14 protein-coding genes and 1 tRNA gene are annotated in these 13,506 nt (G+C 58.6%); 7 read left to right on the top strand and 8 right to left on the bottom strand.

Annotation, left to right across the window (positions count from 1 at the left end):
* Nucleotide 1: 1 nt before the first annotated feature.
* The 3 genes from FHX08_RS08880 to FHX08_RS08870 all read left to right on the top strand — a co-directional run bounded on the left by FHX08_RS08880 (nt 2) and on the right by FHX08_RS08870 (nt 1,776).
* Nucleotides 2–388 carry an Mth938-like domain-containing protein gene (locus tag FHX08_RS08880; protein WP_132651323.1) on the top strand — a complete coding sequence of 129 codons (387 nt, stop codon included), beginning with the start codon at nt 2–4 and terminating at the stop codon, nt 386–388.
* Nucleotides 385–1,239: a phytoene/squalene synthase family protein gene (locus FHX08_RS08875; protein ID WP_409527406.1), complete on the top strand. Its 855-nt coding sequence runs from the start codon at nt 385–387 to the stop codon at nt 1,237–1,239. Before FHX08_RS08880 ends, FHX08_RS08875 begins: the two co-directional genes overlap by 4 nt.
* Before the next feature lie 69 nt (nt 1,240–1,308).
* Nucleotides 1,309–1,776, top strand: coding sequence for a hypothetical protein (locus FHX08_RS08870; protein WP_132651325.1), 468 nt, complete (start codon nt 1,309–1,311; stop codon nt 1,774–1,776).
* A gap of 41 nt (nt 1,777–1,817) precedes the next feature.
* Here the strand turns inward: FHX08_RS08870 and trmFO are convergent, their stop codons facing one another.
* The 5 genes from trmFO to FHX08_RS08845 form a co-directional block, all read right to left on the bottom strand.
* The gene (gene trmFO, locus FHX08_RS08865; RefSeq protein WP_132651326.1) at nt 1,818–3,251 is read right to left on the bottom strand and encodes a methylenetetrahydrofolate--tRNA-(uracil(54)-C(5))-methyltransferase (FADH(2)-oxidizing) TrmFO; all 1,434 of its coding nucleotides are present in this window, start codon (nt 3,249–3,251) and stop codon (nt 1,818–1,820) included.
* A 76-nt stretch (nt 3,252–3,327) separates the two neighbouring features.
* Nucleotides 3,328–3,642 carry a hypothetical protein gene (locus tag FHX08_RS08860; RefSeq protein ID WP_132651327.1) on the bottom strand — a complete coding sequence of 105 codons (315 nt, stop codon included), beginning with the start codon at nt 3,640–3,642 and terminating at the stop codon, nt 3,328–3,330.
* A 4-nt stretch (nt 3,643–3,646) separates the two neighbouring features.
* Nucleotides 3,647–3,886: a hypothetical protein gene (locus FHX08_RS08855; protein ID WP_132651328.1), complete on the bottom strand. Its 240-nt coding sequence runs from the start codon at nt 3,884–3,886 to the stop codon at nt 3,647–3,649.
* Between the two features lie 124 nt (nt 3,887–4,010).
* Nucleotides 4,011–4,154, bottom strand: a complete 144-nt coding sequence (locus FHX08_RS08850) for a DUF1127 domain-containing protein (RefSeq protein ID WP_112568191.1) — start codon at nt 4,152–4,154, stop codon at nt 4,011–4,013.
* Between the two features lie 295 nt (nt 4,155–4,449).
* The gene (locus tag FHX08_RS08845; protein WP_132651329.1) at nt 4,450–4,596 is read right to left on the bottom strand and encodes a DUF1127 domain-containing protein; all 147 of its coding nucleotides are present in this window, start codon (nt 4,594–4,596) and stop codon (nt 4,450–4,452) included.
* A gap of 853 nt (nt 4,597–5,449) precedes the next feature.
* On the opposite strand from FHX08_RS08845, the gene FHX08_RS08840 reads away from it, so the two are divergent.
* The 4 genes from FHX08_RS08840 (at nt 5,450) to tig (ending at nt 9,057) form a co-directional block, all read left to right on the top strand.
* On the top strand, nt 5,450–6,553 hold the full coding sequence (locus FHX08_RS08840; protein WP_132651330.1) for a DUF2157 domain-containing protein: 1,104 nt from the start codon (nt 5,450–5,452) through the stop codon (nt 6,551–6,553).
* Nucleotides 6,550–7,140, top strand: a complete 591-nt coding sequence (locus tag FHX08_RS08835) for a GDYXXLXY domain-containing protein (RefSeq protein ID WP_184327085.1) — start codon at nt 6,550–6,552, stop codon at nt 7,138–7,140. The genes FHX08_RS08840 and FHX08_RS08835 overlap by 4 nt, the downstream gene beginning before the upstream one ends.
* 154 nt (nt 7,141–7,294) lie before the next feature.
* Nucleotides 7,295–7,379: transfer RNA gene (locus FHX08_RS08830), tRNA-Leu, on the top strand.
* Nucleotides 7,380–7,566: 187 nt separating this feature from the next.
* On the top strand, nt 7,567–9,057 hold the full coding sequence (gene tig / locus FHX08_RS08825) for a trigger factor (RefSeq protein ID WP_132651332.1): 1,491 nt from the start codon (nt 7,567–7,569) through the stop codon (nt 9,055–9,057).
* Nucleotides 9,058–9,147: 90 nt separating this feature from the next.
* Here tig and FHX08_RS08820 read toward each other — a convergent pair whose 3' ends face one another.
* The 3 genes from FHX08_RS08820 to FHX08_RS08810 all read right to left on the bottom strand — a co-directional run bounded on the left by FHX08_RS08820 (nt 9,148) and on the right by FHX08_RS08810 (nt 13,263).
* The gene (locus tag FHX08_RS08820) at nt 9,148–10,827 is read right to left on the bottom strand and encodes a B12-binding domain-containing radical SAM protein (protein WP_409527405.1); all 1,680 of its coding nucleotides are present in this window, start codon (nt 10,825–10,827) and stop codon (nt 9,148–9,150) included.
* A gap of 392 nt (nt 10,828–11,219) precedes the next feature.
* The gene (gene sthA / locus FHX08_RS08815; protein ID WP_132651334.1) at nt 11,220–12,626 is read right to left on the bottom strand and encodes a Si-specific NAD(P)(+) transhydrogenase; all 1,407 of its coding nucleotides are present in this window, start codon (nt 12,624–12,626) and stop codon (nt 11,220–11,222) included.
* 97 nt (nt 12,627–12,723) lie between these two features.
* Entirely contained in the window at nt 12,724–13,263 is a 540-nt protein-coding gene (locus FHX08_RS08810) for a dual specificity protein phosphatase family protein (protein ID WP_245508204.1), read from the bottom strand.
* Between the last annotated feature and the right edge of the window lie 243 nt (nt 13,264–13,506).

Below are 13,506 nucleotides of genomic sequence, written 5' to 3'. Positions count from 1 at the left end.
CATGGCAAAAGGCATTGAAATCCGCGACGCCCATTTCCCGGGGCGCGCACCCATCGACACCTATGGCAATGGCGGCTTCCGCTTTGCGGATATGTCGCATCGCGGCTCCATCCTCTGCTTGCCGTCGGGCATTCACGGCTGGGATATGGACATGGAAAAGCCGTTGTCGGTCGAGAATTTCCGCCGTGTGCTCGACGAAGCCGCCGATATCGAAGTGCTGTTGGTCGGTACCGGCACGGAACTTCGCCGCCTGCCAGAGGAACTGCGCACCGCCCTCAGGGCACGGGGTATCTCTTCCGATCCGATGAGCACGGGTGCCGCCGTGCGCACCTTCAACATCATGCTTGCTGAACAGCGTGCCGTCGCAGCCGCCCTCATTGCGGTCTGATCATGGCCGATCCGAAGACGAACCAGGATATCAGCCTGGCGATGCTGCGCGATACCGATCGTGACCGCTATCTTGCGTGCCTCCTATCGCCTGAAGACAAGCGCGGTGCGCTCGCCGCGCTCTATGCCTTCAATGCCGAGCTCGCTCGCATCCGTGATCTCGTCCACGAGCCGCTGCCAGGCGAAATCCGCATGCAGTACTGGCGCGATCTTCTGGAAGGCAATGCGCACGGCTCGACCGACGCCAATCCACTCGCCGCAGCCCTTCTTTCGGCCGTCGAGATGTATCGGCTTCCCCGGCAGACGCTCGTCCACATGATCGAAGCCCGGATCTTCGATCTCTATGACGATCCGATGGAAAGCCGCACGTCGCTGGAGGGCTACGCGGGCGAAACCGCCTCGGCACTCATCCAGCTTGCTGGTCTCATTCTTTCCCCGGAAGAGGCGATGAAATCCGCCGATGCCGCCGGTCACGCCGGAGTGGCGCAGGCGATCTCTGGCATGCTGCTCCTGATGCCGCTCCATCAGCGCCGCGGCCAAGTCTATATTCCACTCGAAATTCTCTCGGCGACAGGCCTCGACCGGGAGACTTTCCTCGCCGGCTCCGACAAGCCGCGCATATCTGCAGCGATCGAAGCCTTTGCGGGGCTCGGCCGCGATCATCTTGCAAAGGCGAGGGCGTCTGTCCTGCCGGCGTCGGTGCTCCCCGCTTTCCTGCCAGTGGCGCTTGCGGAGCCGGTGCTGATCAAAGCGCAGAAACGCGGCGCTGCCATTCTGGAGGCATCGTTGCAGGAGCCGCAATGGCGCCGCCAGATGCGGATGGCCTTTGCCGGCATGCGCAAGAAAATCTGACGGCGGTCAAACTCGCGCAAGTCTCGCGCGTTATGTCAGGCAAAACCCCATCTTGAACGGAGAAACCGCGTGGGCATTATCGTCTGGTGCGTTCTTTTCGCCATCGTCATCTTCATAGCCTTCGTGGCAACGCGCATGGCGGCCCAGAACAAGGAAGATGGTCTGCACGACACGGGCCTTGCCATTATCGAGTTCGGCCGCGCATTCCCGAATGAAGCGATCCGCCAGCTTCAGGCGACTGCGGACGGTCAGGCCGTCTTCGTGCGTCTGCACGACAATAAGGCGGGCTTCATGCGCAACATGTCGCGGCATTTTGCCTGCCATCTGATCGAGCCGGGCACGGTGCGGGTTTTGGCCTCTGAAACCGGCAGGGGGCTTAGCATCGAATTTGTAAACGCCTCTCATCACAACGGCACTTACGAGTTCGCCTCTGCCAAGGAGGCCTCAGAAGTTTCGCTCTGGCTGCTCGGCAACTATATTGCCGAGCCGGATAAGGAGCTGCCTGCGCCGAACACGTCGGCGGCGAACGGTCACTAAGCACATCCAGCTGCCTAGCAGTTTTTACTAAATCCTTTGTCTCAAGCGCTCTCTGCGAGCTTGATATCGTGGCCCAGCCAGGCGGCGCAATCTGCAAGCGCCCGCTTGGCAATCAGCTGCCGCTTCATGATTGTCTTGTCCTTGCCGCGAAAGCGCTTGACACCTTCGGGCTTGACGATCGAACCCGGCTGCAATTCCGGAAACAGCCCAAAATTGATATTCATTGGCTGGAACGAGCGCTTGCCGGGCTCCTCGTCAGTCACGAGATGGCCGCCCGTAATGTGGCCGAGCAGCGAGCCGAGCGCGGTCGTCGCAGGAGGGAGCGAAACCGTCTCGCCCTTGCGTTCGGCGGCTGCAAAGCGGCCAGCCATCAGGCCCACGCTTGCACTTTCGACGTAACCTTCGCAGCCGGTGATCTGGCCGGCAAAACGCAGGCCCGGGCGCGATTTCAGCATCAGCGAAGGATCGAGAAGAGTCGGGGAGTTGATATAGGTGTTGCGGTGCAGGCCGCCGAGCCGGGCGAATTCGGCATTCTCCAGGCCCGGGATCAGGCGGAAGATTTCGGCTTGCGCGCCATATTTCAACTTCGTCTGGAAGCCGACCATGTTGTAAAGCGTGCCGAGCGCATTGTCCTGGCGGAGCTGCACGACGGCATAGGCCTTCACGGCGGGATTATGCGCATTGGTAAGCCCCATCGGCTTCATCGGCCCATGGCGCAACGTCTCTCGTCCGCGCTCGGCCATCACCTCGATCGGCAGGCAGCCGTCGAAATAGGGCGTGCCCTCCCATTCCTTGAAGCCGACTGTGTCGCCCGCTATCAGCGCGTCGACGAAGCGATTGTACTGCTCCTCGGTCATCGGACAGTTGATATAGTCCTTGCCCGTGCCGCCGGGACCGACTTTGTCGTAGCGCGACTGATACCAACAGATATCCATGTCGATGCTGTCGCGATAGACGATCGGAGCAATGGCGTCGAAGAAGGCGAGCGAATCCTCGCCGGTTTCGGCCTGAATGGCGCTCGCCAGCGACGGCGCAGTCAGCGGGCCGGTGGCAATAATGGCCTGGTCCCATTCCTTCGGCGGCAGACCCGAAATCTCTTCGCGGACGACCGTGATCAGCGGATGGTCGTGGATCGCTTTTGTCACTGCCTCCGAAAAGCCATCGCGATCGACGGCGAGTGCGCCACCAGCAGGGACCTGGTGCTTGTCGGCGGAGGCCATGATCAGCGAGCCCGCCATGCGCATTTCCGCATGGATCACACCGACCGCATTGCTGGTCGCGTCGTCGGAGCGGAAGGAGTTTGAGCAAACGAGTTCAGCAAGACCGTCGGTCTTGTGCGCATCCGTGCCGCGTACGCCACGCATTTCATGCAGGATGACGGGCACGCCGGCGTTGGCGATCTGCCATGCGGCTTCCGAGCCGGCAAGCCCGCCGCCGATCACGTGAACAGGAGAGTAGGAGGAGTTCTGGGTCATTGGCGGCTGATATCACGCCGGGGAGCACGATCCAACAGCGGAATCGAAGACCGCGCCAGCCTGCGCCGCAACGTGATCAACTTTGTTCGCGCGTTCCAGGTGATGTTTCGCGCTGATCCGCATCTTCCAGATCGGCGTCGACAATGTAGGAATCACCGTGCTCTCGCGCCGCCTCACGCCGCGCGGCAAGGTTTGGAAGATCGTCCGGGGCGGTCTCTTCCGTATGTTCGTTGAAACGATCGATCTCACCTTTTGCCGACGGTGCACCCTTGCGCCTTGCGTTCAGGCGTCGAGAGGCTTCGTCCGCAATCTCGCGCCGACGCGCATCCGCTGCCGGACTGTCTTCTGCCCGGGCATCGTCAGTTGCTTCTTCCAAAATAGCTCTGGCCATGATGTCACCTCCAGAAACGGCGTGTATCGACGGATTGGCGTCCGAGCAGATAGCCGATGCCGAACGCAAGCACGCCGATGCCGACAACGACGGAGCTTGCAGTATGGGGATGGTCGGCGGCCCCCGTTGCGACGGCCTGCACCTCGCGCCTGACGGCAGACGCGGTGTTCGACGCCGCTTTTCGAATGCCCTCAGGCTTGTTCTCGGGGCGGCCAGTAAAACCGGCATTGAGTTTGATTGCCATGCTGGTCTCCTTTCGTGAAGGAGAACTGTCAGAACGCGGTAGGGTTCCGACGAAGATGCGGGCACACCCAAAAACGAAAACGGCGCCTGATGGCGCCGTCTTAGAAAACAATTCGTTCGCTGTATTAGCGGAACGAACGGGACGCGATGTTGCGGATGTCGTAACGGCTGACGCCGATATCGGCGAGCGTCTGGTTAGACAGGTTGCCAAGTTCGTTGAGCGTGCGGCGGTAGCTAATCCAGCTCTTTGCAATGCGGATCGGGTTCATAGTTTTTTCCTCGAATGTCTCTCTGCAGGCAGCGGGATCGCTGTCTCTGCGGTTGATATCTATATAATCGAGGTTCCCCGTATTGTGCAGTGCAAATAAAAGGCGTCTGCTATGCAATTGTGCAATCTGGTGCTCGCTAATTATGCAGAGCGCGATTTTTGAGCGAGGCAGATCAATTAATACATCCGCAACCTTTGCGGCACTTTCGCGGACGCGAAAAAGAAAACGCCCGCTGCAAGGGCAGCAGGCGTTTTGGGAAGGTAATCTGCTTGGGAGGAGCAGCGATTACCTGTACTTAGCGGGCGGCAGCTTCGCGAGCAACGCGATGGATGTCCGAGCGGTCGATACCGAGGTCATGCAATTCGCGGTTGGTCATGCGGCCGAGTTCAGTAACGGTCTGACGATACTTGCGCCAGTTGTTGAAAGAGCGAGTGAAGTTCATGTTAATCCCCTTTCCTAGGGCTTGGTCCTGCCAGCAGCCAACCCTTCGGCGCTGACCTCTATTTGATGACCAGAATATATGTTGCGCCGCGAAGAACTAACAGAGCCAAGATTTCAAGCCACCTATGCGCAATTCGCAGAGCTCAGGCTGGAATTTACACGCTTTGGCCATTTTCTGGTCAACGAATAGGCAGAATGATTTTTCCCGGTTCCCGCGTTTCGCGGATCGATATTTGGCCGGCCGTAATCGTCGTGATCGGCCTTTTCTCCCGATCGCGCCTTTTCCCTAATGCCCCGGCGATGGATGGCAAAGTGAGTTCAAAATCTGTCCTACCGGCTCCTTGGCCCGGCTTAACGATTGCCAAACCTCTTATGGCCTTGAGAGCCCTGGAGCGCAACGAGCTAATCGTTTAACCACCTGTTAAGCAAAACGCCCACCGGGGGAGGATCCGGCGGGCGTCATGATGGTGACTGGCAACTGGGAGGAGGAGTGTTGCCAGTCTATCGCAGGGCGCTGGGAGGAGGAGTGCGCGTCTGCGAATCTCGTCACGGACATATCGTCCGTAGGCAGCCGGAAAACCGGGCCGGGGCGCCATCCCCGTGCTTCGACATCAGGTAAATAGTATGACTTTTGATTGTTTTGCAGTGCAATATAATCATGAGGGCTATGCGATTCATGCATGCCTATCCTGCATTGATCATATAGTAGCGCCGACGCGGTTAGTGTTTCGTTAACGGCTGATCCAAGTTAGACCAATGAGGAATCTGCATATTTTAAATACCGGCGTTTCCGTGCGCCGATCCTGCGCTATAAATGCGTAAGCCGAAGATGGCGGATCATTGCGGGGGAGAGCATGTATCGCGGCAGGTTGGAGCGGGATCTTTCGCTCTGGGTGGAGAAGGGGCTTCTGCAGGAAGATACGGTAGGGACCCTGCTAGCCGAATATGATGCGCGTCCGGCAAGTTTCAGCCTCGGTCGCGTGCTCATGGGGCTGGCGGCTGTGTTGCTTGGCGCCGCCCTATTGCTGCTCGTCGCTTCAAACTGGGAGTATATACCGCGCCTTGTGCGCGTCGGCCTGATGCTGACGCTCATCTGGTCGGTCCATGTTGGTGCTGCACTTCTTCTTATGCGCGGCGCGCTCGCCACCGCCAACGGTCTGCTCATCATCGGTGCGCTGAGCTTCGGCGGCGCCATTTCCCTTGTCGGCCAGATGTATCATCTCTCGGGCGACGAACAGACGGTCATGTATCTCTGGTTTGGCGTGGCGACCGTTTCGGCGATTCTGTTCCGCTCGGCTGCGGTGACGGTTGTCGCCGGCTTCCTCTCATGGGGCTCCTTTGCAGTTTATCTCCAGAATTACGATACGCGTTGGTATGGAGTTGGCCCCTATGCGCCGCTTGTGATGGCCGCCGTAGTCATCGGGCTTGTGCGCTATACTGGCGCAGACAGGGCGCGCCATCTCGCTTATCTGCTGGTGGTCGGCTGGCTCGCCTGGCTCTATGTGGTGACTGACGAGGTCTCCGTTGCGATCAGCTTCGCGGTTCTCGGCATGGCGGCTTTCCTGCTGACCGCCTTGCCCGTCCACGCGATTTCCACACTGGTGCGAACGGCGGGTGCTGCGCCGGCATTCTATAGTTTTCTTGTCGCCATCATGGGATTGTTCCTGCTGCATGCTGAAATGGACGAGGGCAGTCGTATGGTCGTGATAGGCCTGCTGACGCTGGCGGCCGCTGTGGTGGCGATCGTCGTGCATGGCCGGGACAATGGTGCGGTTCGCTACCTGGCGTATGGCGCCTTCGCCGGCGAAATGCTGTATCTGGCCTCGGTGACGGTCGGCACAATTTTGGGCACGTCTAGCCTCTTCCTGTTCTCGGGCCTTGTGGTCGCGGCCGTCGCCTGGGTCGTCATCCGCCTTGAAAAACGCTTTGCATCGGGCCGCGTGGAGGAACGCGCATGAGTTTTACCTTCGCAAGACCACAAGGCGGTCGCTTCTATATTGTCGCTGCGATCCTCGTCGCCGGCTTGCAGACGCTTATCCTTGGTTACAGCATCCAGAGCCGCGCGTCGATCTTGGCAAATGGTACCGAGGTGCAGCTCAAGACGGCGCCTGTGGATCCGCGTGATTTCCTGCGCGGCGACTATGTGGTGCTGAACTACGACATATCCTCTGTGCCGGTTTCGACAGTGACAGGCGGTATTCCGGCGGACGCGGGCGAGCAGACCCTGTGGGTTCGCCTCAAACGCCAGCCGGACGGCTTCTGGGGTATCGTCGAATCGTCGTTCAAGGAATTGCCGGCAGCAGCAGAGACGGTCGTTCTGCGCAGCCTGCCTTTCTACAGCTACGGTCCCAACAACGGGGAAACCATACGCGTCGAATACGGAATCGAGCGCTATTACGTACCGGAGGGCGAGGGCAAGCCGCTGGAGGAGGCCCGCAATGATGGCACCGTTTCGATTACCGTCAGCGTTTCATCGTCAGGTACTGCACAGATCCGCAGCCTGATGGTGGACGGTAAGCCGGCCTATGAAGAGCCGCTCTACTGAGAGGCGAGGCGGGTGATGGGAAGGGCGCGCTTTAGCCCGCAAATCCCTGTCATTTACTGTTCATTTTTCCTTTGCCTGTTCTAAATCGGGTGATATAGAGACGCCGCGCTCCGGAAGGCCTCATGCGCAGGCATATGCATGCGGTTTTGGGAACGCGGGTATGGTGAAATTGGTAGACACGCCAGATTTAGGTTCTGGTGCCGCAAGGCGTGGGAGTTCAAGTCTCTCTACCCGCACCAAGCTGCCTTGCAGGGCGGGAGGACTGGAACTTAGTTGTCCCGGATACCCGGAAAGCGAGTGCGGTTCCGTCTCGAACGGAACGAACAGGAATTGAGAAAAAGCCACGCGCGGCAGTTGGCCGGCGTCGTGCTCACCGAAACGAACGGCGTCTGGGCACGGCCGCCACGGAAATGAAGGTAGGAAGACATGCAGGTTATCGAAACGCTCGCTGAAGGGCTGAAGCGCGAAATCAAGGTCGTTATCCCGGCCAAGGACATGGAAAGCAAGCTGAACGAGCGCCTCGCCGACGTAAAGGACAAGGTTCGCATCAACGGCTTCCGTCCGGGCAAGGTTCCGGCCGCTCACCTCAAGAAGGTCTACGGCAAGTCCCTCATGGCCGATCTCGTCAACGAGATCGTTCGCGACCAACCGACCCAGATCCTGTCCAGCCGTGGCGAAAAGTCGGCTACTCAGCCGGAAATCAACATGACGGAAGACAAGGACGAGGCGGAAAAGATCCTCGCTGCCCAGCAGGATTTCGAATTCACCCTGTCCTATGAAGTTCTCCCGCCGATCGAACTGAAGTCCAACAAGGGCATCAAGGTCACGCGTGAAGTCGTCGATATCTCCGACGACGAAGTTAACGAGCAGGTTCTGAAGGTCGCTGAAAGCGCCCGCGACTACGCCGAAAAAAAGGGCAAGGCTGCCAACGGCGACCGCGTTAAGATGGATTATGTCGGCAAGGTCGATGGCGTTGCCTTCGACGGCGGCACCGATCAGGACGCCGAACTGGTTCTAGGCTCCGGCCGCTTCATCCCGGGCTTCGAAGACCAGCTCGTCGGCGTCAAGGCGGGCGACGAGAAAACCATCACCGTAACTTTCCCGGCCGACTACCCGGCCAAAAACCTCGCCGGCAAGGAAGCCACCTTCGATGTCACCGTCAAGGAAGTTGCTGCTCCGGCTGACGTCGAGATCAACGACGAACTCGCCAAGAAGCTCGGCCTCGAATCTGCCGACCGTTTGAAGGAAATCGTCCGCGGCCAGATCGAATCCCAGTACGGTTCGCTGACGCGCCAGAAGCTGAAGCGCCAGATCCTCGACCAGCTCGACGAGATGTACAAGTTCGAAACCCCGTCCAAGCTCGTCGAAGCCGAATATAACGGCATCTGGAGCCAGGTCAGCAACGACCTCGCCCAGTCCGGCAAGACCTTCGAAGATGAGGACACGACCGAAGAGCAGGCTCGCGAAGAGTACCAGAAGCTCGCCGAGCGCCGCGTGCGTCTCGGCCTCGTTCTCTCCGAAATCGGCGAAAAGGCTGGCGTCGAAGTTTCCGAAGACGAAATGCAGCGCGCGATTTATGAGCAGCTGCGCCAGTACCCGGGCCAGGAAAAGCAGATCCTCGAGTTCTTCCGCAGCCAGCCGGGTGCCGCCGCTTCGATCCGCGCTCCGATCTTCGAAGAAAAGGTCATCGACCACCTGCTGACCGAAATCGACGTCACCGACAAGAAGGTGACGAAGGAAGAACTGCTCGCCGATGAAGAAGGCGAAGCTTCTGAAAAGGCTGCCACCAAGAAGGCCGCTCCGAAGAAGAAGGCTGCCAAGGCTGAATCTTCTGCAGACGCTGCTGAAGGCGAAGAAGCTGCACCGAAGAAGAAGGCCGCTCCGAAGAAGAAGGCTTCCGAAGACAGCGCCGAATAATCGGCTCTTCCGGATTGAGATCAAAAAGCCCTGCCGCTTGCGGCAGGGCTTTTTTGTTGACCCTTTGAAACCAGGCAGGCGATCTACCGGTCAGATGGCTTTGTGAGCGTGAGTCAGTTCGGCAACTTTCTTGATGTGGCTGACGGCAGCAGTGCCGCCGGCGGTCTTGGTGAAGAGGTCGAGAACGTCCTCATCATCGTCACCAACCGGCGTCAGGGCCTTGTCTGCGTAGGTCTTGGCATCGGTTTTGCGCGCAATCAGGAAGGCCGAAACGCTGAGATTGATAATCGTGCCGGCGAGCGAGACGTGCTTGCGGATCGTGTCGAAGGTAAATCGCGGCCAGAACAGCAGCGGGTGCTCGCGCTTCAGGCCCGGGCGCCGCTCCGAAGGATGCTTCAGGCGCAGAAGGCCGCTCTGTAGCGGATGAACGTTTTCAAGCGGCACAGTGGTCGCAAACGAGACCAGGACTTTGACGAGGCTGCTCAGCCTGATGCCGGTTGCCGCGCCGCGGCGCAGCAGTGTCTTCATATGGTCAGGCGAGTAATAGAGCGACCAGGCCTCCTGATAGATGTCTTCCCACTCCTGCTTGCTCATCTTCGGATGGGCAGTGCAGACATGCTCGACATCGTAGATATTGAGATCGGGGTCCATCTCGACACCCTTTTTCCAGAGAACCTGATGGTCTTCCGAGCCGGGAAGGGGTGTCAGAACGAAGAATTCGATGACATCGAGCGGTAGTTCTTCCTGAATGATCCTGATGTCGCGGCGGATCGATTGCGGGGTGTCGGCCGGGAAGCCAAGAATGTAGCCGGCGAGCGTCATGATACCCTGCGCCTTCCAGGCCAGTAGCATCTTGCGGTATTCGGTGATCTTGTTCTGATTTTTCTTGGCAGCGGTCAGATTGTCCGGATTGACGTTTTCGAGGCCAATGAAAACACGAGTGACGCCGGCACGCTTCGATTTTTCGATGAAGTTCGGGATCTTGTGGCAAAGCGTATCCACCTGGATCATCAGACCGAGCGGAATGCCGTCCCTTTCCCGAAGCTCGATCAACCGATCGAAGATCGCTTCCCAATCCTTGTTGCGGGCGAAATTATCGTCGGTGATGAAGAACTTATGGATGCCCTGCGCCCAGTTCATGCGCACCAGCTTCTCGACGTCGTCGGCCGAGCGGAAACGGGATTTGCGGCCCTGTACGTTGATGATCGTGCAGAAGGAGCATTGATAAGGACAGCCACGGCCCGCGTCGAAACTGGTGCTGAGGCCGAGCGTGCGCTGGATATTGTCCTTCGGCAGGAAAGGCACCGGCGTGCCGCCGATCCCCGGAAGATCGTTCATGAAATTATAAAGCGGTTTCAATTCACCGGCGGCCGCATCGCGCAGCACGAGCTCCAGCCGTCCTTCGGCCTCGCCGGCAAACATCGAAACCCCCATCTTGCGGCATTCCTCGAGGCCGATCGCATCGCCGTCGAGCATCGACAGGCATCCCGAGATATGAAAGCCACCCATCGAGACAGGCAGTCCGGCATCGCGGAACGGCCGGGCGATATCGAGCGCGCGGGGATACTGGTTGGATTGAACGCCGACGAGCGCAACCATCCCGAAGTCGCCATGGCGCTTGAACCGGGAGAGCAGCGCCTCAAAATCGATGCGTGTATTGGTCTCGTCGATGACTGTGATGTCGATCGCGGTATCGGCGCCAAGAATTTGCCGTTCGGCACAGTCGGCGGCAATCCCATAAATGGCTGCCAGCGAATTGGAGGGAATCATCGCCCGCCACCAGCGGATCACATAGCCGTCGTCGTCATAGTGCGACGGCTTTATCAGGATGAGCTGGAACCGCCTGCGAGCAGCCGCTGAAATATCGGGCAAAATATCTATCTTTCGTTGTGGGCTGTGTACCCGCGGTACCGCAGACCGGTCAAAGACATCGACTGTCGAAAGGCGTGCACCCATACTTGGGAAGGCAATAACGAAAACGCAATAGAACGAAGCCGGGGTGCGGGTAGCCGGAGCTTACCAATATCTTTTGGCATAGGATATAGGTAGTTGGCACAGGCACACACAACAGTTGGCCAAAAGATCCACTGTTTTCTAATAAATATTATATATCAGGAATTTAATGTGTGTAAGCCGAGGGGCGAGGGTAAGCTCTTGCTCTCTCAGAGTTCAGATTTTATGTCGCCCATGCGGTTCCACGCGTCGAGGCCGGCAATCTTGTAGGCTTCGGCGAGCGTCGGGTAGTTGAAGGTATTCTCGACGAAATATTCGACGGTGCCCTTCAGGTTCAGCACGGCCTGGCCGATATGTACGAGCTCGGTGGCGCCTTCGCCGACGATGTGCACGCCGAGAAGGCGGCGCGTCTTCAGGGAGAAGATCAGCTTCAGCAGACCCGTGTCGAGGCCCATGATGTGGCCGCGCGATGTCTCCCGGAAACGGGCAATGCCGCATTCATAGGGGATGCCGCGCTCTTTCATTTCCTCTTCCGTCAGACCGCAGGTGGAAATTTCCGGCACGGCGTAGATACCGTAAGGGAAATATTTCTGGGGCTCCTTCGCAACCGCGCCGATGGCGACGCGGGCGGCAATCCGGCCCTGCTCCATCGAGGTCGAGGCAAGGCTCGGGAAGCCGACAACATCGCCGGCGGCATAGATGTTCGGAACCGAGGTCTGGAAAGTCTCAGGATTGACCTTCAGGCGTCCACGGCTGTCGGCTTCGATGCCGACCGCCTGGAGGTTCAGCGTATCGGTAGCGCCCATACGGCCGGCGGCAAAAAGCACCATGTCGGTCACGAGATGACGGCCATTATCGAGCGTCAGCTGGACCTTGCCGTTCTCGAGCCGCTCCACCTTTTCGGCTTTCGTACCGAGGAGCAGCTTCATGTTGCGGTCGCGCAGCTGATAGGTGAAATCCTCGACGATTTCCTTGTCGATGAAGTCGAGCATGGTCGACTTGGGATCGATCACAGTCACGGCCGTATCCAGAGCCGAAAAGATCGTTGCATATTCGATCCCGATGACGCCGGCGCCGATGACGACCATCGTGCGCGGCAGGTCCTCGATATCGAGCAATTCGTCGCTGTCGAGCACGGTCCTGTTGTCGAAAGGTATGTAATCCGGCCGGAAGGGCTTCGTGCCGACGGCAAGCAGAATGCTGGCGCCGCTCACCGTCATCGTTTCACCGTCGTCCTTGATCACTTGCAGCGTATTGGCGTCGATGAAACTTGCCTTGCCGCGGACGTGCTGGACGCGGTTGCGGGCGAACTGATGTTCAAGCACTTCGACTTCATGATCAAGCGTGATCAGCAGACGGCGGCGCAGGTCTTCGGCGCTGATTTCCTGCTTCACCCGGTAGCTGCGGCCGTAGAAGCCGCGCTCGCGCCAACCGGAAAGATTGAGCGCAGTCTCTCGTAGCGTTTTCGAAGGGATCGTGCCGGTGTGGACGGACACGCCGCCGACGCGTTTTCCCGCCTCGATGACCAGCACTTTCTTGCCGAGTTTTGCAGCCTGGATTGCGCCACGGCGCCCTGCCGGGCCGCTGCCCACTACCACGAGATCGTACTGGAACATCCTTTAGCCCCGAGTTGGAATTGGAATCATTTGCGACGCGAAATGTCGCGCGTTCATCGGTAGCCGGTCAATGTTACAGTTTGTACTCCGATGACGTTTACGAGTTCGAAAAGCCGAATAGTGGCTCAAGTCTTTCGAAGGTCTCGTCCATTGCATAGGCGCCGATAAAGAAGAGCGACAGATGACCGTAGGTCAGCGAAATCTGCGATTCCGCTGCCATCTCGCCACCCTTGGCAACGCCGGCAACATAAATGGCTGAAGCGAGGCCCGTCCGGTCCGCGCCAGCCTTGCAATGAATGAGCAGCGGCTTCGGCGCAGCCGCCATGATCGCCATGAGCTGGCGACCTTCCTCGACGCTGAGCTCTTTCGTGGCCGACATGCGGAAATCGATATGCTGGACATTGAGCCCCTTGGCTGCCGCAACTTCATCGTCGTACCAGGCCTTGCCGCTGCTGTCACCGCGCAGGTTCAATACGGACTTGATGCCATATTCCTTGACCAATTCGCCAAGCTTGGCAGGAGAGGGCTGGGCCGAGCGATAAACCTGGCCTTCGACGACTGCATGCACATTGGTGGAAAGCTGCAGATAGGCGAGATAGACACCGGTCACAGCCAGCAGCAGAAGCGTCAGCCGCATCAGCCCTCGCAGAGTTGGCCTGTATAAACGACCCGGAGAAAAGCCCATAATTGCCCCACGAGGTTGACTGTGATCCAGTTTGGAGAACGCCAAAAATGGCTTTTTCAAGCCTTAGCCGGATTCTTATATCAGATGCAGCCTTCTGAGGCTCGCCTGTCCGTTTTTGCCGATGATAATATGAGCATGGATCGGTGGATACGCCACTGCGGCAGCGTCTTGCTTACTTTAGAGACGCAAAGACCG

It is taken from the genome of Rhizobium sp. BK529, assembly GCF_014194105.1.
GTDB lineage: Bacteria > Pseudomonadota > Alphaproteobacteria > Rhizobiales > Rhizobiaceae > Rhizobium.
Note: the sequence above shows the minus strand (reverse complement) of the source record. Positions and strands in the feature narration are given on the sequence as shown.